The sequence below is a fragment of the Micromonospora sp. NPDC049102 genome (genome assembly GCF_043197485.1).
GTDB lineage: Bacteria > Actinomycetota > Actinomycetes > Mycobacteriales > Micromonosporaceae > Micromonospora.
The window spans coordinates 77,029-97,492 of record NZ_JBICTE010000026.1 but is presented as its reverse complement, the minus strand read 5'-3'; the positions used below and the strand labels follow the sequence as shown (position 1 = coordinate 97,492).

14 protein-coding genes are annotated in these 20,464 nt (G+C 70.0%); 11 read left to right on the top strand and 3 right to left on the bottom strand.

Annotated elements, in window-relative coordinates; translation table 11 throughout:
- Window positions 1-117 precede the first annotated feature (117 nt).
- Window positions 118-3,072, bottom strand: coding sequence for a helix-turn-helix transcriptional regulator (locus ACGFH9_RS22875; RefSeq protein ID WP_393222596.1), 2,955 nt, complete (start codon window positions 3,070-3,072; stop codon window positions 118-120).
- A 100-nt stretch (window positions 3,073-3,172) separates the two neighbouring features.
- On the opposite strand from ACGFH9_RS22875, the gene ACGFH9_RS22870 reads away from it, so the two are divergent.
- Together ACGFH9_RS22870 and ACGFH9_RS22865 are read left to right on the top strand one after the other, a co-directional pair.
- The gene (locus ACGFH9_RS22870) at window positions 3,173-4,420 is read left to right on the top strand and encodes an FAD-dependent oxidoreductase (RefSeq protein WP_393222594.1); all 1,248 of its coding nucleotides are present in this window, start codon (window positions 3,173-3,175) and stop codon (window positions 4,418-4,420) included.
- Between the two features lie 8 nt (window positions 4,421-4,428).
- Window positions 4,429-4,941 carry a MarR family winged helix-turn-helix transcriptional regulator gene (locus ACGFH9_RS22865; RefSeq protein WP_393222591.1) on the top strand — a complete coding sequence of 171 codons (513 nt, stop codon included), beginning with the start codon at window positions 4,429-4,431 and terminating at the stop codon, window positions 4,939-4,941.
- Here ACGFH9_RS22865 and ACGFH9_RS22860 read toward each other — a convergent pair.
- Complete coding sequence (locus ACGFH9_RS22860; RefSeq protein WP_393222588.1) at window positions 4,917-5,678, bottom strand: IclR family transcriptional regulator; 762 nt, start codon at window positions 5,676-5,678, stop codon at window positions 4,917-4,919. The two genes, ACGFH9_RS22865 and ACGFH9_RS22860, sit on opposite strands and share 25 nt — an antisense overlap.
- Window positions 5,679-5,897: 219 nt before the next feature.
- On the opposite strand from ACGFH9_RS22860, the gene ACGFH9_RS22855 reads away from it, so the two are divergent.
- Together ACGFH9_RS22855 and ACGFH9_RS22850 are read left to right on the top strand one after the other, a co-directional pair.
- Window positions 5,898-7,136, top strand: coding sequence for a fumarylacetoacetate hydrolase family protein (locus ACGFH9_RS22855; protein ID WP_393222585.1), 1,239 nt, complete (start codon window positions 5,898-5,900; stop codon window positions 7,134-7,136).
- Window positions 7,133-8,650: an aldehyde dehydrogenase family protein gene (locus ACGFH9_RS22850; RefSeq protein ID WP_393222582.1), complete on the top strand. Its 1,518-nt coding sequence runs from the start codon at window positions 7,133-7,135 to the stop codon at window positions 8,648-8,650. Before ACGFH9_RS22855 ends, ACGFH9_RS22850 begins: the two co-directional genes overlap by 4 nt.
- 244 nt (window positions 8,651-8,894) lie before the next feature.
- Here ACGFH9_RS22850 and ACGFH9_RS22845 read toward each other — a convergent pair whose 3' ends face one another.
- On the bottom strand, window positions 8,895-10,418 hold the full coding sequence (locus ACGFH9_RS22845; RefSeq protein WP_393222579.1) for an alpha-N-arabinofuranosidase: 1,524 nt from the start codon (window positions 10,416-10,418) through the stop codon (window positions 8,895-8,897).
- Window positions 10,419-10,963: 545 nt separating this feature from the next.
- Here ACGFH9_RS22845 and ACGFH9_RS22840 point away from each other — a divergent pair.
- The 7 genes from ACGFH9_RS22840 to ACGFH9_RS22810 all read left to right on the top strand — a co-directional run bounded on the left by ACGFH9_RS22840 (window position 10,964) and on the right by ACGFH9_RS22810 (window position 20,426).
- On the top strand, window positions 10,964-11,959 hold the full coding sequence (locus ACGFH9_RS22840; protein WP_393222576.1) for a LacI family DNA-binding transcriptional regulator: 996 nt from the start codon (window positions 10,964-10,966) through the stop codon (window positions 11,957-11,959).
- A gap of 83 nt (window positions 11,960-12,042) precedes the next feature.
- Window positions 12,043-14,220: an alpha/beta hydrolase-fold protein gene (locus ACGFH9_RS22835; protein ID WP_393222573.1), complete on the top strand. Its 2,178-nt coding sequence runs from the start codon at window positions 12,043-12,045 to the stop codon at window positions 14,218-14,220.
- Between the two features lie 106 nt (window positions 14,221-14,326).
- Complete coding sequence (locus ACGFH9_RS22830) at window positions 14,327-15,667, top strand: ABC transporter substrate-binding protein (protein ID WP_393222570.1); 1,341 nt, start codon at window positions 14,327-14,329, stop codon at window positions 15,665-15,667.
- 69 nt (window positions 15,668-15,736) lie between these two features.
- The gene (locus tag ACGFH9_RS22825) at window positions 15,737-16,678 is read left to right on the top strand and encodes a carbohydrate ABC transporter permease (protein ID WP_393222568.1); all 942 of its coding nucleotides are present in this window, start codon (window positions 15,737-15,739) and stop codon (window positions 16,676-16,678) included.
- The gene (locus ACGFH9_RS22820) at window positions 16,679-17,563 is read left to right on the top strand and encodes a carbohydrate ABC transporter permease (RefSeq protein WP_393222565.1); all 885 of its coding nucleotides are present in this window, start codon (window positions 16,679-16,681) and stop codon (window positions 17,561-17,563) included.
- A gap of 45 nt (window positions 17,564-17,608) precedes the next feature.
- Entirely contained in the window at window positions 17,609-19,336 is a 1,728-nt protein-coding gene (locus ACGFH9_RS22815; protein ID WP_393222562.1) for an IlvD/Edd family dehydratase, read from the top strand.
- Between the two features lie 76 nt (window positions 19,337-19,412).
- On the top strand, window positions 19,413-20,426 hold the full coding sequence (locus tag ACGFH9_RS22810) for a LacI family DNA-binding transcriptional regulator (protein WP_393222559.1): 1,014 nt from the start codon (window positions 19,413-19,415) through the stop codon (window positions 20,424-20,426).
- The last annotated feature ends 38 nt before the right edge of the window (window positions 20,427-20,464 follow it).

Below are 20,464 nucleotides of genomic sequence, written 5' to 3'. Positions count from 1 at the left end.
CACAACGCGTCCGGGCAGTACTTCTCCACGTCGCTCACACCAGCTCAACGAATGACCTTGCACTCCAACAACCCCAAACGACACACGGTCTTAGCTATCCAGCGGATACGTCAATCTTCACGACGCGTCGTCGAGCGAGTCCTCTTCGGCGAACACGCCGGCCTCCACCGCCTTGACCGCGAGCGCGGTCCGGGAACTCACCTTCAACTTGCGCATCGCCGCGCGGAGCTGCTGGTCCACCGTGGCCGGAGACTTGGCCAGGATCCGGCTGATCTCCCGGTTCGTCTTGCCGGCGACGACCAGCTGGACGACGTCGAGCTCGCGGGGTGAGAGCTGGTCGCCGTACCCGCGTCGGCCGCCGCGCCACAGTCGCGGGACCTCGGCGCCGCGCTCGCGAAGCCGCTGCGCGACCCGGTCCGCGTCGCCGCGGGCGCCGAGCCTGAAGAGCTGCTCGTACTGCGCGGCCAGCAGCTCGCGGCCCCGGTCGACCTGGCCCTGCGCCAGGAGCGCCTCGGCCTGGCGCTCGCGGGCAAGCAGGGCGTCGTAGGGGCGCGGCAGGGCGCTCCAGGCGCGCGCCGCCCGGTCGTACGCCGTGGCCGCGCGCGCGTGCTCTCCGGCGGCGGCGAGCAGCAGGGCCCGGCACACGGTGAGCGCCGCGCGCGGCCCTGGCGCCGTCCGGCCACGCAGTCCTCGGGCGAACTGGTCACCCAGGCGCGTCGCGGCCGTCAGGTCGCCGGTGGCGAGGTGCGCCTCGATCCGGGCGGGGACGAGGTCCGTCGCCCAGACCCAGATGCCCTTTCGCCGGACGGTCTCCATCGGCTCGTTCGTGATCCGCAGCGCCCGGGCGCTGTTCCCGTCCGCCAGCCACAGCCGGGCCAGCGCGGCGGCGGCCTCCATCGTGTCGTCGGCCGCGCCGAGACGGGCGGACTCCTCGAGGACCAGCCGGAACTGCTCCTCCGCGGCGCGTCGTCGGCCGGCTGCGGCGGCCAGCCGGGCCGCGAGGCGAATGCTGCCGAGGTAGTGCGCCGGCCGGTCCCGGTCCGCGTCGGCGAGCGCCGCGCTCCTCTCCGCGAGACCGTCCCACCGGCCGGTCAGCCACGCCAGGTTGGCCTGTTCGAGGCGGACGTTGTGCTGTAGTCGGGAGGCCTGCTCGACTTCGGCGAGGCGCATGGCCACGGCGAGGTGTTCCTCCGCGTCGGCGTACCGGCCCCAGAGCAGCGCGCCGGTACCGACATTCGTGTGGATGCGGGCCACGTCGAGACGTTCCGCCGGGGTCGCGCCGTCGACGGGCAGATCGGCGACGACGTCCCAGGCCTCCTCCTCGCCGAGCATGAGCAGCGCAGCGGCCCGGTTCCCGGCCAGGTTCAGCCGCTCCGCGGGCGAATCGAATCCCGCGGTGAGTTCGGCGGCGCGATCCAGCCAGCGCCGGTGGGTCGCTGCCGGCCACGGTCCCGCGTAGGCCCAGCCGAGGTAGGTCATCGCCCGAGCCGCCTCGACGGGTTCATGGTCCAGGTTGGCGACCGCCTGCTCCAGCTCGCTGAGCGCGGCCTGCGCCTCACCCCCGGTGATCAGGAGCCGACCCAGGGGATTGCGGATCTCGGCCTGCTGCCGGGCGGAGAGGCCCGGCGTCTCCAGCACCGAACGCAGGGTACGGATCACGCGGTGGTAGACCTCGTCGACCTGTTCTCGGCGGCCCAGTGCGGCCACGCCGGCGATGCGCGCGACCCGCGCCCGGTCCACCGGCGGCAGTACGGCCCACGACAGCAGGTCGACCAGCAGGTCGACAGCCTTGGTGTGGTCGCCCGACGCCATGGCCAACTCGGCGCTCTGCTCGGCGTACCGCGCCCAGGACCGTGTCTCGCCGGCCTCGCGGAAGTGGTGGGCAAGGCGTGCCACGGGCGGCGGTTGGAGGTGCTCCAGGGCCCGGCCGGCCAGCAGGTGGACGTGCCTGCGATCGGTCAGCGGGATCGACTCGTAGACAGCGGTGGCGGCCAGCACGTGCCGGAACCGCCACCGGCCGCGGTCGTCCCCGTCCAGGACACCGGCGCCGGCCGCTTCGGCGATGGCGCCCCGACACGCGGCCGGTGACAGGTCGGCGGTCATCGCGATCGTCGCCACCGAGGACCGCACCGCCAACGTGGCCGCGGCGCGCAACGCCTGCTGCGCCGTCGGCGACAGACGGCTCACGCGTTCCCGGGTGGAGTCGCGCACCGTCGGCGGCACCTGTAGCTCGCGCAGCTTCAGCCGGACCCACTGTCCGTCACGAAAGACGAGGTCGGCGCGGTCGCACATGAGGCGGACCGACTCCTCCAGGGCCAGCGGCACGCCTCCGGTCCGTTCGTGCATGAACGTCGTGAACTCCGCAGAGATCGGGTTGCCGTCGAGCATCGAGGACACCAGCGCCGCTGTGTCGTCGGGTCGCATGGGCGCCAGGGCGATCCTCAGCTGGGTCACGCCCGCGGACAACCGGGACGTCAGCCGCAGCAGCAGCGATCCGTCGTCCACCTCCTCGGGCCGATAGGAGACCACCAGGCTCGGCCCGTCCGACTGCTGTCGGGAGATGACGAACAGCAGGAACTCGAGGGTCAGCTCGTCGGCCCAGTGCGCGTCCTCCAGGACGAGGACGTCGACACGCAGCGCCCGCAGCAGCTCGTCCAGGGCGCGGAACAGGCGGTGCCGGGCCGCCTTCGCGTCGTCCAGGGGCGGCAGCGCGGGCGGCAGGTCCGAGGACCACTCCGGGAACAGGGGCCGGAGGGCGCCCGCCAGCTCGGTGAGCCGCACGCGCGACACCGGACGGTCGATCCCCCGGAACGCGTCGACGATCGGCCCCAACGTCAGCGACTCGCGAAGGGGCGGGCACACCGACACCAGGGCCGTGCGCTGGTCCGGCGCGACCAGCCACTCGCGCAGCAGTCGGCTCTTGCCGATGCCCGCCTCGCCCTCTACCAACACGATCGCCGGTGGCCGGGCCAGGGCGCCGCGGAGGGCTGCCATCTCCCGGTCGCGGCCCACGAAGCGCGGCGTGGAGACGGTCGGTGCAGTCCCGTCGTCCTCGGGTGAGGGGTCGAGCATGCGTGATGATCTCGCCTTTCCGTGCCCGGACACAAGACCATCGCGACGCCTCGCCCCGAGTCGGCTTGCGGAAATCATCTTAATGATTAAGATAAATTCCATGGGCATATCGACAGACTTCTCGGTGGCAATCGCCGGCGGTGGCCTCTCCGGCCTCTGCCTCGCCCAGTACCTGATGCGCGCCGGCATCGAGGTGCATGTCTACGAGCGGGACCCGGGCCCCTTCGTCCGGCGACAGGGCTACCGGATCATTCTCGACCGGTACGGGCTGGAGGCGCTGCGCGAGAGCCTGCCCCGCCAGCTGTACAACCTGGCGCTGGCCACGGGCGACGAGCCCGGCGGGCACCTCCGCTTCACCGACAGTCGACTGCGGGACGCGTTCACCATCACCTTCAAGGACGAGCCGTACGCGACCCGCCAGGTCGACCGGCTGACCCTGCGGTCGATCCTGCAGTCCGGGCTGAACGGACGCATCCACTACGGCAAGGAGGCCGTCGCGGTGGACAGCGGCGGCCCGGCAGGTCTGCGGCTGCGGTTCTCCGACGGCGGGGCCGTGGCGGCGACGGTCGTCGTGGGCGCGGACGGCGTCGGCTCGGCGTTGCGCGCGCAGCTCATGCCGGACGCGCATCCGGCGAGCGCTGCACTGGCGGGCATCTACGGCCGGTCGCCCCTGCGCCGCAACGGCGAGAGCATGATCCCGGAAGCGCTGCGCAGCAGCGGCGTCCTGGCCATCGGCGACCGGCCAGGTCGCGCCTTCTTCTTCACCTCGATGCGGTTCGGCGAGAGCCCACGGGAGGCGTTCGCGCGTCTGGCACCGGGCAACTACGCGCCCACCGGCGACGACTACGTCATGTGGGGACTGCTGCTTCGCCAGGAGGAGGTGCCCATCGGCGTCCGCGGGGACCTGTTGGCGCTGTGGAGACTGGCCGCCGGTATGACAACGGACTTCCACCCGCTCATCCGGCGGCTGGTCGCCACGGCCGAACTGGACGCCACGGTGCTCAACCTCTTCGCCACGGGCCGACGACCTCGTCGCTGGGCGGTGCCCCGGGCGACGATGATGGGCGACGCCGTGCACGTCATGCCGCCGTTCGGCGCGCACGGCGGCAACACCGCGCTGCGCGACGCCGCCCTGCTCGGCCGCAAGCTGGTCGAGGCCCGCGCGAGCGGCAGGGGAGTGGAGGAGGCGATCGCCGCCTACCAGGAGGAGATGGTTCCGTACGCCTTCCGTGCCGTCGACACCGCCGGTCGGCTGATGCGCCGCCTCACCGGGGGCGCGGCCGCACCCCACTGGGTGCTGACCCGCGTGTTACCTCGGCTGCACCGGGTCACCGTGCCGGAGGCATGATTGCGGGCATGTCCCATGTGCCGGCCAGGGCGTCCGCGATCGCCGACCTCATGCGCGCCGGCCGGGAGATGTCGCGGCTGTCCATGGTGTTCCGGTACGCCATCGCAGAACAGTTGGGCCTCACCGTGAGCGACCTGGAGTGCCTGGACTACCTGGCGGACGTCGGGTCCGCCACGGCGGGGCAGGTCGCCGAGCGGACCAACCTCACCACCGGTGCGGTGACCAGCATGCTGCGCCGGCTCCAGCAGGCGGGCTACGTGACAGCCGAGCGCGATCCGGCGGACCGGCGGCGGGTGGTCGTCGCCCTGCGACCGGACCGGGTCGCCGAGCTGACGCGGCCGTACGAGCGGTTCGCCGGGCGCGTCGAGCGGCTCGTCGAGGGCTACCGTGCCGAGGAGGTCGAGTTGCTGGTCCGGCACTACGACCGCATGCACGCGCTGTACCTCGCCGAGCTGGACCGCCTCCGCGACGGCGACCCCGCGCAACGGGAGCGCGGTCAGGTCGCGGAGGGCCGCGGGTAGCCGAGTTCGTACGAGATCTGGCTGGCGGTGTCCAGGAGGAGTGGCAGGTTGCCCTTCAACTCGTCGAGGCTTGCGATGACCTCGATCGCCGTGATCGAGACGGCGGCGACGACCTGCCCGCGCGAGTCCCTGATGGGTGCGGCAACGCACATCACGTACGCGTCGTGCTCGCCGTCGTCCACGGCCCAACCGCGATCGTGGATGCGGGCGAGTTCGGCGTCGAGCGCCTCACGGTCGGCGAAGGTCGTGTCGGTGAACCTCTCGAAGACGACGGGGGAGAGCAGCCGCTCACGATCGTCCCGGGGCAGGTACGCCAGGATGGTCTTCCCGACGGCGCTCGCGTAGATCGACACCGCGCGCCCGACCCGCGAGGGCAGCTTGACGGCGTCGAACGCCGGGCTGTCCACCTTGTCGATGTAGATGATCTCGTCACCGGTCAGCTGTGCCAGGTGCACGGTGTGGCCGGTCTCGCGTTGCAGTGCACGCAGGTGTGCGGCGGCGGGCTGGCGCAGGTCCATCGAACCGAGCGCGAGTTCGGACAGCTCGATCAGCCCGCCGCCGAGCACGTAGGTGCCCGCGCCGGTACGACGGACGAAGCGCGCGGATTCCAGTGTGTGCAGAATCCGCAGGGCCGTCGACTTGTGGACCCCGAGCACGTCCGCGGCCTCCGTCAGGGACAGCGGATGCTCGGCCGATCGACGGATGAGGTCGATCGCGCGGCGAATCGATTGCGCCAAGGCTCTGTCTCCCCTCGCGCGACGCGCGGCTACGCCGCTGTCGTTGCATCATGTGCAATGTAGTTGACGCAATGCGCAATCGCCACTTGACAACGTTGCACATGTCGCTACGATCGTTGCAATTTATGAACTTGACTCCAACTCGTCATGGTGGAGCGACGATGGGTAAGCAGCGCGCTCGTATCGGCTTCGCCAGGGCGACGAATGACGGCGACCACCATGCCCTCGCGTCCTGAGATCACCCACGAGCGGCTGGCGCCGACCACCGACGGCGAATCTCCGCGCGCCGACTGGGTCGGTACCGCCGCCGAGGCCCTACCGGACGACGTGGACGGTGTCCTGGTCGGCCGGATCTGGGACCCGTCCGTCGACGGCCCGACGCCCGTCGCCGTGCGCGACGGTGTGGTCATCGACCTGAGCCATCGGTTCGCGACCGTCCGGGACATCTGCGAGCTGCCCGACCCCGCCGCGACCGTGGCCGGGCTCGACGGGGCGCGGGTCGGCGACTTCGGCGAGATCCTGGCCAACACGGTGGGCGCGACCCGAGACGGTGGCAGCCCCTGGCTGCTCGCCCCGGTCGACCTCCAGGCGCTCAAGGCCGCCGGCGTGACCTTCCCCATCTCGATGATCGAACGGGTCATCGAGGAGCGGGCACGGGGGGACCTGGCGCTCGCGGCGGACATCCGGCAACGGATGTTCGCCGACATCGGTGTCGACCTGCACAACCTGAAGCCGGGCTCGGGCGAGGCGGATCGGCTCAAGAGCATGCTGGTCGCCGAGGGCATGTGGAGCCAGTACCTGGAGGTGGGGATCGGCCCGGACGCCGAGATCTTCACCAAGGGGCAGATCCTCTCCGCCGTCGGCACCGCCGTCGACGTCGGTGTGCTCGCCGCGTCGACCTGGAACAACCCGGAACCCGAGATCACGCTCATCGTCCAGTCCAGCGGCCGGATCGTCGGCGCCACCCTCGGCAACGACGTCAACCTGCGCGACATCGAGGGCCGCTCGGCGCTCCTGCTTCCCCTGGCGAAGGACAACAACGCGTCCTGCGCCCTCGGCCCGCTGATCCGGCTCTTCGACGACCGGTTCGGCATGGAGCGGGTCCGCGAGCTCGAGGTGCGCCTGGAGGTCTGCGGGGCGGACGGCTTCCGGCTGGAGGCGGTCTCGCAGATGACGCAGATGTCGCGCGACCCGGAGGACCTGGTGCGGCAGTTGATCGGCCCGCACCATCACTATCCCGACGGCGCCGCGCTGATGCTCGGCACCATGTTCGCGCCGGTCCAGGACCGGGGCCGCGCCGGCGAGGGCTTCACCCACCAGGTCGACGACGTGGTACGGATCAGCTGCCCGGCCCTCGGCACCCTGGTCAACCGGGTGCGGCACGCCGAGGAGTGCGAACCCTGGCACTTCGGCGTCCGCGATCTGATGGGCAATCTGGCAAGGAGAGGACTGCTGTGAACGTGGTCAGCACCGTCGATCCGCGCGACGGTCAGCGTCGCGCGACGGATCTCAGCGAGACCGACGAGTCCCGCCTGGACGAGGTCGCCGGCCAGGCGTCCCGGACGACGCGCTGGTTGGCCGGTCTGGGGAGGATCGGCAGGGCGGAGCTGCTGGACGCCATCGCCGCGTCCCTGGAATCCCGTCGGAAGGAGCTGGTCGCGGCCGCCGAGGCGGAGACCGGATTGGCCCACGCGCGACTGGACTCCGAGCTCACCCGGGCCGCGGTCCAGTTCCGGATGTTCGGCGACGTGCTGCGCGACGGCGCGTACGTCGAAGCGGCCATCGACCACGCCGCCGACACACCACTCGGACCCGGTCCGGACGTGCGGCGGATGCTCGTACCCCTCGGACCGGTCGCCGTCTTCGGCGCCAGCAACTTTCCGTTCGCCTTCTCGGTCGCCGGCGGTGACACAGCCGCCGCCCTCGCCGCCGGCTGTCCCACGGTCCTGAAGGCCCACCCGTCCCACCCGCTGACGTCGCACGCGTCCGCCGCCGCGATCTCCTCGGCCGTCCGCGACCTGGGCGGACCCGACGGTGTCATCGCGGCCGTGTACGGGGAGCAGGCCGGCCGCTCGCTGGTGCGGCACCCCGCGATCCGTGCGGCCGCCCTCACGGGCTCGGTCAACGCCGCCCGCGCCATCCAGGCGGCCATCGACCAACGACCCGATCCCATCCCCCTGTACGCCGAACTGAGCAGCGTGAACCCGATCGTGGTCCTGCCCGGCGCGACCGTCGACCGGGCCGAGGAGATCGCCGAAGGCCTGTTCGCCTCCTTCACGGCCTCCGGCGGTCAGCTCTGCACCAAGCCCGGCCTGGCGTTCGTCCCGGCTGGTCCGGGCGGTGACCTGCTGGTGGACACCCTGCGGCGGAGTGTCGCCAGCTCGGGCGGCGCGATCCTGCTCAACGAGCGCATCCGGGACGCGTTCGAGAGCCGCGCCACAGGGTTCGAGCGGGCCGGTGCCCGGGTCTCGGCGCAGGCCCAGGTCGACCCCGGGGCGGGCTTCGCTGTCGCGCCGAGGCTCCTGGAGGTCGACCTGTCGGGCCTGACCCCCGAGATCGCCGACGAGTGCTTCGGTCCGCTCATGGTCATTGTCCGGTACGAGGACGCCGCCGAACTGGACGCCGCGCTGGACGCCGTCCCGCCGTCGCTGACCGGTTCCGTCCACCGGGGTGTCCAGGACGACGCCGACGTCGTACGCCGGCTGGTCGACGTGCTCTCCGCCCGCGCGGGGCGCATCGTCTTCGACGGCTATCCCACCGGTGTGCGGGTGTCGTGGGCCCAGCACCACGGTGGACCCTGGCCGTCGACGAACGCCGTGCACACGTCGGTGGGCGCCACGTCCATCCGGCGGTTCCTCCGGCCGTTGGCATGGCAGGACGCCCCGGCCTGGGTCCTACCCGAGGAGTTGCGCGACGAGTACACCGCCATTGCGCGACGGGTCGACGGGAGGTTGACGCCAGCGGTCGAATAATTGCGTCCACGGGTCACTCGGGAGCGTTTTTCCGTCACCTGCGGGTGACGCGCGGATTCCTTTGCGGAACGAACCCGAGCAGATAATTCGCGCCAGTTGTGCGGGCGCTCCCGGTGCCATTGTCGGACGCGATTATCCGGTCCTGGTCTGACCGTCGACGCGATTCTCCGTACTCCCTGTGGTGGGGAAAGGCTCCGGCCGCGCACCCCCTGGTGTAGCCGGGGGCGCGCGGCCGGGGTTGGTCTTACGGCGTCGCGTCGGTGGCGCGCAGCCGCAGCATGGTCCAGGACGCGGGCGGAAGGGTCAGCCGGACGCTGCCGCCGCCCGCCTGGGCCGTGTCGTTGGGACGCGGCTCGGCGTGGTCGGGACCGCCCGCGGTGTTCTTGGCACCGAGGTCGTCGCCCCCGACGGTGACGCATTCGATGATGCCGCCCACCTGGATGCCGGCGAGGTCGACGGTCACCTCGGCCGGGGTGTCGACGACCCGGTTGACGAGGAACACGGTCAACTCCGTGGTGCTGTCGTCCCAGGTGGAGACCGCATCGACCGCGTCGATGACGCCGTAGCGGTCGGTGGTCGTGGTGCTGCCGTCCCGCAGCACGTCGAGGACGACGCCATGGGCGTGCCGGGCCGTCCGGGAGAAGGGGTGGAAGATGGTCTGCCGCCAGGCCGAACCCCCCGGTTCGCTCATGATCGGCGCGATGACGTTGACCAGTTGGGCCTGGCACGCCGCGGTCACCCGGTCGCTGTGCCGCAGCAGGCTGATGAGCAGGCCACCGACGACGACGGCGTCGGCCACGCTGTAGTGGTCCTCCAGCAGAGGCGGAGCGACCGGCCAGTCCTCGCCGCTCGGCGGCGTGGACGGCGCCGCGGACTGGTACCAGACGTTCCACTCGTCGAACGCGATCATGATCTTCTTGCTCGACCGGCGGATCGCACCGACCGAGTCGGCGATGGCGGTGACGGCGTCGATGTACCTGTCCATGTCCTCGGCCGAGGCGAGGAAGCTGGGCAGGTCGTCGTCGACCGGCTGGTAGTAGGCGTGCAGCGAGATCAGGTCGACGTCGTCGTACGCCTCGGTCAGCACGTCGCGCTCCCAGCTCCCGAAGGTCGGCATGCCGAGGTGGGACGAACCGCAGGCGACGAGTTCGAGGTCCGGGTCGAAGCGGCGCATCGCCTTCGCGGTCTGCGCGGCGAGCCGGCCGTACTCGGTCGCGCTCCGCTGGCCCACCTGCCACGGGCCGTCCATCTCGTTGCCCAGGCACCACAGCGTGATCCCGTACGGGTCGACGGCGCCGTTGTCGCGACGCTTGTCGGCGAGGTGGCTGCCGCCGCGGTGGTTGGCGTACTCCAGCAGGTCGACGGCCTCGGCGGTGCCACGGGTGCCGAGGTTGACCGCCATGATCGGGTCGACGCCCGCCTTACCGGCCCAGCGCATGAACTCGTCCAACCCGAACGCGTTGGTCTCCAGGCTGTGCCAGGCGAGGTCGAGCCGGGCTGGTCGTTGGTCGACCGGACCGACGCCGTCCTCCCAGCGATAGGAGGAGACGAAGTTGCCGCCCGGGTAGCGGACGGTGGTGATGCCCAGCTCACGGACGAGCGCGAGGACGTCGCCCCGGAAGCCGTCCGCGTCGGCGGTCGGGTGGCCGGGCTCGTAGATCCCGGTGTAGACACAGCGGCCCAGGTGCTCCACGAACGAGCCGAAGAGCCGGCGCGGCACCGGTGCGACGCGTCGACGTGGGTCCAGGAGCAGGCGCGCGGTGTTCACGACTGCCCTCCCGGCCGGCTCGGACGGGGCCGGACGGGCGAGGCGGCGCGGCGGGGGAGTGGGTGCGGCGCTGAGGCGGGGTGGGTGTTCAGGGCGGTCTCCCTTCGTGCGAGACCTCCGACGTCGAGATCCGCGTCGCGGTGCCGGGGCCGAGGGGTGGTGGGTCGGTGTGACCTCTGGACATCACCATGATCATCGATTACGTTCCCGATCTATGTAAACGTTACCGATCATGCTCGCGTGAGGGAACACCCGTCCCGGAATGGTGCCTGGCGGAGAGTGTCGTTGCGTTGTCAGCGGGTGGATCGATCGCGCGAAATAGCGATCCACTGAGGTGGCCGGTAGCGTTCTCGGCACCGCTGCGAGAGGTGGGAAGTTCACGCTGTGAACATCCCGTTAGGACCCCGCGCGCGGAACGCTGGCGAGGCGAAAGGCTCTTGTGTTCGTAATCGTGGTCCGTTACGTTGGCAACATCCTGGAAACGTAACCGATAACGATTGCAGTCCAGAGAGAGCGGCATGATAGAAGCCAATGCGCCGGTAACGATGAGTGATGTCGCCCGGATCGCCGGCGTCTCCACCGCCACCGTCTCGCGTGTCGTCAACGGGCACTACGGCGTCAGCGCCCGCACGATCGCCCAGGTCCGCACCGCCATCCAGGAACTCGGCTACGAGTCGAGCCTGGTGGCGTCGAGCCTGCGCCGCAGCCGCACCAACGTTCTAGGCCTCGTGGCGCACAGCTTCCAGTCGTACACGGCGGAGGTGCTCAAGGGCGTCATGAAGGCGCTCAGTCGCTCCGGCTTCGACCTCATCATCTACGCCAACAGCGACCTCTACGGGTCCTACTCGGAGGGCTGGGAGCAGCGGCACCTGACGCGCCTGTCGGGCACCCTCACCGACGGGTGCATCGTCGTCACGCCCTGGGGTGAGATGCGCAGCCGTACCCCGGTCGTGGCCATCGACCCGGTGCGAGGATCGACGGGGCCCTCCGTCATGGCCGACAACCTCGCCGGTGCCACCACAGCTGTCGCGCACCTGCTCGACCTGGGTCATCGACGCATCGGGTTCATCGCCGGGCGCGACAGCCTCGCCTCCGCGTGGTCCCGGGAGGAGGGCTACCGGGCGGCGTTGGACGGTGCCGGCGTGCCTGTCGACCCGACCTTGATCGGCAGGGGGGACTTCAACCCCGAGTCGGCGGTGCCGTTGGCGCGCGCCCTGCTGCAACGGCCGGACCGGCCGTCGGCGATCTTCGCGGCGAGCGATGGGATGGCCCTCAAGGTGCTGGAGGTCGCCCGGGAGTTGGGACTCGCCGTCCCCGGTGACCTGTCCGTCGTCGGCTTCGACAACATCCCCGAGTCGGCGTCGACCGAGCCGGGTCTGACCACCGTGGACCAGTCGATGTACCAGCTCGGGTACGAAGCCGCGCGGATGCTCAAGTCGCTGGTGACCGGCGAGTGGGACGAGCCGAACCAGATAGTGCTCCCGACCAGTCTCGTGGTGCGCGGCTCGACCGCGGCACCGACGAGCGACCAGAGGAGGTGAGCGCAACCGCACGGCGAGATCCACCGATGGGTTGAGCTGGCCAGCGGGTGGCATCCGCTGCCGGCACAGGAAAGGAGTGGAGCGTGACAACGGAACACTATCACGGGCGCTTACGCCGTCTGGGCGTACGCCGGCTCTCGGCGGCGTTCACCGCCGGGGTCATCGCCATGGCGGCGGCCCTGCTCACACCGCAACCGGCAGCGGCGGCGGACACGCCGTGGCTGGAGGTCTCCCCGGACCGGTACGCCTCGTTCACCGTTCCGGCCGCGTACGTCCAGGAGCACCTGGGCGAGGTCTCGCAGGTCGTCGTCGAGGGAAACTTCGGGCCGTCCGCCTCCTGGGCGGAGTTCGGTCTGACGCGCCGGGGTGACGTGTGGTCCGGTGTGCTCGGCGCGTTGACGCCGGGGCTGTACCGCTACCAGGTGACCGCCGACGACACCAGGACCATCAAGGACCCGACGAACAGCACGAGCGTGGCGTCGAATCCGCTCCTGAGCACCTTCCTGGTGGCGGGCGACTCGGCGCGCTGGCTGGCCGACGCGCCCGCCGGCACCGGCGGCACGGTCGGGACGTTGACGTACCGGGTCCGCGGCGAGCAGCGCTCGGCCCTGGTCTGGACACCACCCGGGTACGCGGCCAGGAAGCCGAAGGGCTTCCCGACGCTCTTCCTGGAGTCGGGTGCCGGTGCGGCCGCCACCGACTGGCTCGACCTCGGCCGCACGAAGCAGATCCTCGACAACCTCTCGGCGGCCGGCGTCATGCAGCCGATGGTCGTGGTGATCGCCGACAGCGCGGACGACCGGGAGCTGACAGATCTCCGCAAGGCGGTCGCCGCCAACTACCGGGTCCTTCGCGATCCGGCGCACCAGGCCATCGCCGGCGTCACCGACGGCGCGGCGCGGGCCGTACGGGCGGCGTTCGCGAGGCCGGGCCAGTTCGGCTATGTCGGCTGGTTCTCGGGCACGTCGACTCCGACGATCGACCGCGAGGACGCCAAGGCGGTCAACCACGGCCTGAAGCTGCTGCGGCTCTACACCGGCAACGTCACCGACCCGGCGTACAACACCACCTACCGGCTGACGAAGGCGCTGGACCGGGCCGACGTCCGGTTCGAGTTCGACGGGGTCAACCCCGACGGCGGCGGGAACTGGACCACCTGGCAGGAGAACCTGGTCGACTTCGTGCCACGGCTGTTCCGGCACGTGGCGGACCACGGGCCGAGCCCGGGCCACGGTCGGTTCACGGGCGAGTTCACGCCTCCGCCGGCCGGCACCACCCCGACGCCGTTCGTCACCGAGGACGGGTTCGTCACCTTCGAGACCACCACGGACTTCGCGGACGCCCAGCACGTCACGGTGTGGGCCAACATCGCGCCGGGCGGCAGTTGGCTGCGCGTGCCGCTGACGCGTGACGGCGACCGGTGGCGGGCGACCGTCGGGCCGCTGAAGCCCTGGTTCTACTACTACCGGCTGATCGTCGACCGGGTGCCGTTCAAGGACACCTCGAACCCGACGAAGGTCACCACGGAACCGATGTGGAGCACCTTCCTCGTCCCGGGCCCGGAGGCTCGACTGCTGACGGACGTGCCCGCCGGCCAGGGCGGAAAGGTGGAGAGCATGACCTATGCCAGCACGGTGGCGGGCCAGGACCGTACCGCGCTGGTGTGGACTCCACCCGGGTACGACCCTGGTCGGGCGCAGCCCTATTCCGTCCTGTACCTCCAACACGGAGGCGGCCAGAACTACACGGACTGGGTCGAGATGGGCCGGGCCAAGCAGATCCTCGACCACCAGTTCCTCGACGGCGACCTCACGCCGATGGTGGTCGTGATGGGCAACGGCAACTCGTCGAACTTCAACCGGGAACTGTTGGAGAACATCGTGCCGACGGCCCGATCCCGCTACCACATCTCCAGCGACCCGTCCCAGCAGGCCATCGCCGGCCTGTCGATGGGCGGCGGGCAGGCGCTCGGCATCCTGCGCGCCTACCCGGGCCAGTTCGCCTACGTGGCAGCGTTCTCCGCCGGGTTCGGCAGCGGCACCGGTGTCGACGTCGAGGCGATCAACAACGGCACCACGATGCTGCGCCTGTACGTCGGCGACCGCACCGACTTCGTGTACCCGAGCTTCATGGCATCGCTGACCACGTTGGACACCCTCGGCATCCGCTACGAGTTCGACGGGGTCACCCCCGGACCGCACGGCTGGGACGTGTGGCAGAAGAACCTCATCGACCTGGCGCCGCGTCTGTTCAAGCGCTAGGAGCCGTCCCGGCGACGCCACCGGGAGCAGGACGACGACCTGCCCCGGTGGCGCCCCGCCAGCGCATGGATGTTTGTGCACCGCCACCTCGAAGGGAACCATCTCGATGAAGAGAAGACGCACACTCGCCACGGTGGCCCTGCTCGCGGCAGTGAGCGGCCTGGTCGCCTGCTCCTCGGACGACGGCGGCAGCGACGCGAGCAACTGCACGAACACCATCACCAAGCAGAACGTGCCGGTCGTGACGATGTGGGGCTGGTACCCCAACACCCAGCTCGTCGTCGACAACTTCAACAAGCTGCACGACGACGTGCAGGTCTGCTGGACCAACGTCGGGCAGGGCGGTGACGAGTACGACAAGTTCCAGACGGCCATCTCGGCGGGCACCGGCGCGCCCGACGTGATCATGGTCGAGGCGGACCGGATTCCGACCTTCCAGATTCAGGGCGCGCTCGTCGACATCAAGCAGTACGGCTACGACGCGGTCAAGGCCAACTACGGCGAGGGCGCCTGGAAGGACGTGTCGGTCGGCGACGCGGTCTACGGCGTCCCGGTCGACGGCGGCCCGATGGGCATGATCTACCGGAAGGACATCTTCGACAAGTACAAGATCACGCCGCCGAAGACCTGGGCCGAGTACGAGCAGGCCGCGCAGAAGGTGAAGGACGCCGGCGGTCCGCTGTTCGGGGATCTCGGCGCGAACGTCCCGGCGGTCCTGATGGCGCTGCAGATCCAGAAGGGCGCCTCGCCCTTCACCTTCGATCCGGCACAGCCGAAGTCGATCGGCGTGAAGCTCGACGACCAGGCGTCCAAGGACGTGCTGGACTACTGGGGCGGCCTCGCCAAGAAGGGCCTGGTGGGTACGCAGGACCAGTTCACCCCGGAGTACATCTCCGGTGTGATCAACGGGAACTACGCGACGTACATCTCGGCGGCGTGGGCTCCGGGCTACCTCACCGGCGCTGGCGTCGGCAAGGGGCAGGACACCGGCAAGTTCGCGGTGGCGCCACTGCCGCAGTGGGATCCGGTCAACCCGGTGCAGGTGAACTGGGGTGGGTCGGCCTTCTCGGTGACCAAGCAGGCGAAGAAGCCGGAGCTGGCGGCGAAGGTCGCGTACGGGCTCTACGCCGACAAGGAGTCGCTCACCGACGGCTGGACCAACCAGATCATCTTTCCGTTGAACCTCACGGCGCTCAAGGACCCCGCGTTCGTCGACCTGAAGGTGGCGTTCTTCGACGGCCAGCAGGCCAACAAGGAGGTCTACCTTCCCGCCGCCGAGGCGTACAAGGGTGTCGCCTACGCGCCCTTCGGCCAGTACTACCTGGACGCCATGACGAAGCAGATCAGCGAGGTCATCAAGGGTTCCGTCACCGGCTCACAGGCCGCGGACAAGCTCCAGGACGACGTGGCGAAGTACGCCAAGGAGCAGGGCTTCACCGTCCAGTGACCGCTTCGGGCGGGCCGGCCCTGGCCGGCCCACCCTCCACCCCGCAGCGTCCACGTCCCGGAGACCGAGATGACAACCCTGACCGAGAAGCGCACACCGCGTAGTCAGCACGAGAAGCCCAAGATCCGCGGCAAGGTGCACCTCCGCGAACACCTGATGGGGTGGCTCTTCGTCGGGCCCTTCGCGATCGTCTTCCTGGCGTTCCTCATCGCGCCGCTGGCGTACGCGCTGTACCTCAGTCTGTTCCAGAAGAAGCTGATCGGCGGCACCAGCTTCGTCCTCTTCGACAACTACGTGAAGGCGTTCACCGACCCGAGCTTCCTGTCGGGTGCGTGGTTCGTCCTTCGCTTCTCGCTCGTCTCGATCCCGCTGCAGATCGTCCTCGCGCTCGCGCTGGCCCTCATCCTGGACGCGGTGACCACGCTGTTCGCCCGCTTCTCCCGCCTCATGATCTTTCTCCCGTACGCGATCCCCACCGTCATCGGGGCGGTGATGTGGGGGTTCCTCTACAGCAAGGGCTTCGGCCCGCTCACCGACATCTTCGGGCTCTTCGGCGCCAGCGCACCCGACTTCCTGAGCAGCGACCTGATCTTCTACGGCCTGCTCAACGTCGTCACCTGGCAGTGGGCCGGCTACTACATGATCATCCTGTACGCGGCGTTGCAGGGAGTCGACCCGACGCTCTACGAGGCGGCCCGGATGGACGGTGCCGGGCGGTGGCAGATCGCGACGCGGATCAAGATTCCGCTGATCGCGCCGGCGTTGATCCTGATCCTGGTCTTCTCGCTCATCGGCACCCTGCAGTTCTTCAACGAACCGCAGATCCTGCGCTACCTCGCCGCAGGCACCATCGGGACCGACTTCACCCCCAACATGTACGCGTACCAGCAGGCGTTCTCACTCGCCAACTTCAACTACGGGTCGGCGATCTCCTTCGCCCTCGGCGGCATCGTCTTCATCTGCGTGTATGCCTTCCTGTTCTTCACCCGCAAGCGGAGGAGCTTCCGGTAGATGACCGACCACACAAGCGTCCGCGCAGGCGCTCGCCGGCCGCAGCGCCACCTCCCTCTGCAGATACTCCTCGGCTTCCTGGTGATCTACTTCCTCGTACCGTTCTGGTGGGTCATCGTCAACAGCTCCAAGGACGCGCCGGGCCTCTTCGGTGGCGGCAACACCCTCTGGTTCACCGACCAGGTCGACTACCTCGGGAACCTCCGGCAGCTCTTCACCTACGACGGTGGCATCTACCTGCGGTGGATCCTCAACTCCACGCTGTACGCCATCGCCGGCGGCGTCGGCGCCACGGTCCTGGCGGTGATGGCCGGCTACGGTTTCGCCAAGTACCGGTTCGCGGCGCGGCGCTTCAGCTTCGCCGTCGTGCTCGGCGCGCTGATGGTGCCGGCCACCGCCCTGGTCATCCCGACCTTCATCATGTTCTCCCGGTTGGGCCTGACGAACACCGTCTGGGCGGTCATCCTCCCGTCGCTGCTCAACCCGTTCGGCGTCTACCTGATGCACGTGTACGCGCGCGACGCGGTGCCGGACGAGCTGCTGGACGCGGCGCGGGTCGACGGCGCGGGGGAGATCCGGACCTTCCTTCAGATCGCGCTTCCACTGATGCGGCCGGCGGTGGTCACCGTGCTGCTGCTGTCGGCCGTGGCGTCCTGGAACAACTACTTCCTGCCCCTGGCCATGCTCTCGGACAACCGACTCTTCCCGGTGACCGTGGGCCTCGGTCTCTGGCAGGGCATCGCGTCGGCGAACAACTCGGGAGGCACCTCGCTGTGGAGCCTCATCATCCTGGGTTCGCTCGTGTCCGTGATCCCACTGGTCATCGCGTTCTTCAGCCTCCAACGACACTGGCGCGGCGGATTGTCCGTCGGAGGCCTTCGCTAGGTCGCGCCGCGCGATCTTCAGGAATGACAGAGAGGTGTGCTGCTGATGTCGACGACAGATGGACCGCTGCGCAGCGGGCAGTGGTTCGGCGCGGAGGGCCGCAACGGGTTCATCCATCGGTCCTGGATGCGCAACCAGGGTTTCGCGGACGACGTCTTCGATGGTCGCCCGGTCATCGGCATCGCCACCACCTGGTCGGAGCTGACACCCTGCAACGCTCACCTGCGGGACCTGGCCGAATCGGTGAAGCGGGGCGTGTGGGAGAGCGGCGGCCTACCGCTGGAGTTCCCGGCCATGAGCCTGGGCGAGCCGCTCATGCGTCCCACCACAATGCTCTACCGCAACCTGCTCGCGATGGAGTTGGAGGAGTCGGTCCGCGCCAACCCCCTCGACGGCGTGGTCCTGCTCTCCGGCTGTGACAAGACCACTCCCGGCCTGCTGATGGGTGCGGCGAGCGTCGACCTGCCGACGCTGATGCTGACCGGCGGCCCGATGCTCAACGGCAAGTTCCGCGGCCAGGACATCGGCTCGGGCACTGTCGTCTGGCGCTTCACGGAGGAGATGCGGGCCGGCCGGATGACCGCCGCCGACTGCGCCGAGGCAGAGGTCGGCATGTCCCGCAGCCGGGGCCACTGCATGACCATGGGGACCGCCTCCACCATGGCCTGCGTGACCGAGGCGCTCGGCGTGCAGCTGCCGGGGGCCGCCGCCGTGCCCGCCGTCGACTCCCGGCGGTACGCCCTCGCGCAGGCTGCCGGACGTCGGATCGTCGCCATGGTGGGCGAGGACCAGCGTCTGTCGTCGGTGCTCACCCGCGAGGCGTTCGAGAACGCCATCCGGGTCAACGCCGCGATCGGCGGTTCCACCAACGCCGTCGTACACCTGCTCGCCATCGCCGGACGCCTCGGTGTGCCCCTGTCGCTGGAGGACTTCGACACCCTCACCGCGGAGGTGCCCCTGCTCGTCAACCTCATGCCGTCCGGGGCGTACCTGATGGAGGACTTCGCGTACGCGGGTGGCCTTCCGGTGGTGATGAAGGAGCTCGCGCCGCTGCTGCACACCGACCACATCACGGTCAGTGGCAGGAGTGTGGCGGAGAACGTCGACGGCGCCCAGTGCTGGAACCGGGAGGTCATCGCCACCCTGGAGGAGCCGTTCCAGGCCGCCGGCTCGGGCACCGTGGTGCTGCGCGGGTCGCTCGCGCCGTCCGGGGCGGTGCTGAAGGTCTCCGCCGCATCGCCCCACCTCCTCTCCCACACCGGTCCGGCGCTCGTGTTCGACCGGATCGAGGAGTACGTCGTCGCCGCCGACGATCCGGACCTCGACGTCACCCCCGACACGGTGATCGTCGTCCGCAACGCCGGCCCGCGCGGCTACCCCGGCTTCCCGGAGGTGGGCAACGTGCCGATGCCCCGCCGGCTGCTCGCCGCCGGCATCACGGACATGGTGCGGATCTCGGACGCCCGCATGAGCGGCACCGGCTACGGCACGTGCGTCCTGCACGTGGCACCGGAGGCCTCCGTGGGCGGCCCTCTCGCGCTGGTGCGCACCGGCGACCAGATCCAGGTCGACGTCGCCACGCGCCGCCTGGAACTCCTGGTCGAGGAGGCGGAACTCGCCGAGCGCCGGTCCGCCTGGAAGCCACCGCCGCCGGTGGCCGACCGTGGTTGGGTACGGCTGTACAGCGAGCACGTTCTCCAGGCCGACAGCGGAGCCGATCTCGACTTCCTCGTCGGTGGTAGCGGCAGCGCGGTGCCCCGCCACTCACACTGACGGGCGCGGAACGTACGAGGAACCCACCCATGGAAGAACGGACGGCCCGCCAGTGCGAGTTCACGCGGAGAAAGCTGTGACGACCGCCCATCGGCCCCCGGTCATGGCGGACGTCGCCCGCCTGGCGGGCGTGTCGCACCAGACGGTGTCCCGGGTCATCAACGGTGCACCCGCCATCCGACGCGAGACGCGGGAGCGGGTTCTCGAGGCCATCCGGCGGCTCGACTACCGCCCCAACACCGCCGCCCGAGCGCTGGTGCGGGGACGTTCCGGGATGATCGGCATCATCGGCACGGCCAGGACGCTGTTCGGTCCGACGAGCATCCACCGCAGCGTCGAGGACGCCGCCCGCGCCGCCGGCTACTTCGCCACCTCGGTGAGCCTGTCGGAGGTGACGGTACGGGCGCTCAGCGACGCCACCGAACACCTCATGCGCGTGGGCGTGGAAGGCGTCGTGATGATCGCCGGCAACGACGAGGCTCTCGAAGTGGTGCGGATGACCCGGTCCGGCGTGCCCTTCGTGGTGGTGGAGGGTGACCTGTCCAGGGCCAGCCTCACCGTCGGCGTGGACCAGGTGCTCGGCGCCCGGATGGCGACCGAGCATCTGCTCGGCCTCGGGCACGCCGAGATCGTGCACGTGTCCGGTCCGCTCAACTGGGCCGAGGCGCGCGCCCGCCGCGACGGCTGGCATTCGGCGATGCTCGCGGCGGGCATCCGGCCGCCCGAGCCGGTCGAGGGTGACTGGATGGCCCACAGCGGCTATCTGGCCGGGCTGCGGATCTGCGAGATGCGCGGGACCACCGCGGTCTTCGCGGCCAACGACCAGATGGCCATCGGTGTGCTGCGTGCGCTGCACGAGCGCGGGCGGCGGGTGCCGCAGGACATCTCCGTCGTCGGATTCGACGACGTTCCCGAAGCGGCGTACCTGATTCCGCCGTTGACCACGATCCAGCAGGATTTCGGCGCGGTCGGTCGACGGGCGATCACGGCGGTCACCCAGGCCATCGACGACACGGTGCCACAGCCTCTGCCGCTCGTCGTACCCACGCTCGTGGTGCGGGAGAGTACGGCGCCGCGGACCGGTACGTGAGCCACGGTCACCGCCGCACGAGCGGGCGGGCCCGGCGT

Bases quoted from the DNA above. Each gene is read 5' to 3' on its own strand.
- ACGFH9_RS22870 (WP_393222594.1), top strand. From the start codon at position 3,173: ATGGGCATATCGACAGACTTCTCGGTGGCAATCGCCGGCGGTGGCCTC.
- ACGFH9_RS22840 (WP_393222576.1), top strand. From the start codon at position 10,964: ATGAGTGATGTCGCCCGGATCGCCGGCGTCTCCACCGCCACCGTCTCG.
- ACGFH9_RS22815 (WP_393222562.1), top strand. From the start codon at position 17,609: ATGTCGACGACAGATGGACCGCTGCGCAGCGGGCAGTGGTTCGGCGCG.
- ACGFH9_RS22825 (WP_393222568.1), top strand. From the start codon at position 15,737: ATGACAACCCTGACCGAGAAGCGCACACCGCGTAGTCAGCACGAGAAG.
- ACGFH9_RS22855 (WP_393222585.1), top strand. From the start codon at position 5,898: ATGCCCTCGCGTCCTGAGATCACCCACGAGCGGCTGGCGCCGACCACC.
- ACGFH9_RS22830 (WP_393222570.1), top strand. From the start codon at position 14,327: ATGAAGAGAAGACGCACACTCGCCACGGTGGCCCTGCTCGCGGCAGTG.
- ACGFH9_RS22820 (WP_393222565.1), top strand. From the start codon at position 16,679: ATGACCGACCACACAAGCGTCCGCGCAGGCGCTCGCCGGCCGCAGCGC.
- ACGFH9_RS22875 (WP_393222596.1), bottom strand. From the start codon at position 3,072: ATGCTCGACCCCTCACCCGAGGACGACGGGACTGCACCGACCGTCTCC.
- ACGFH9_RS22865 (WP_393222591.1), top strand. From the start codon at position 4,429: ATGTCCCATGTGCCGGCCAGGGCGTCCGCGATCGCCGACCTCATGCGC.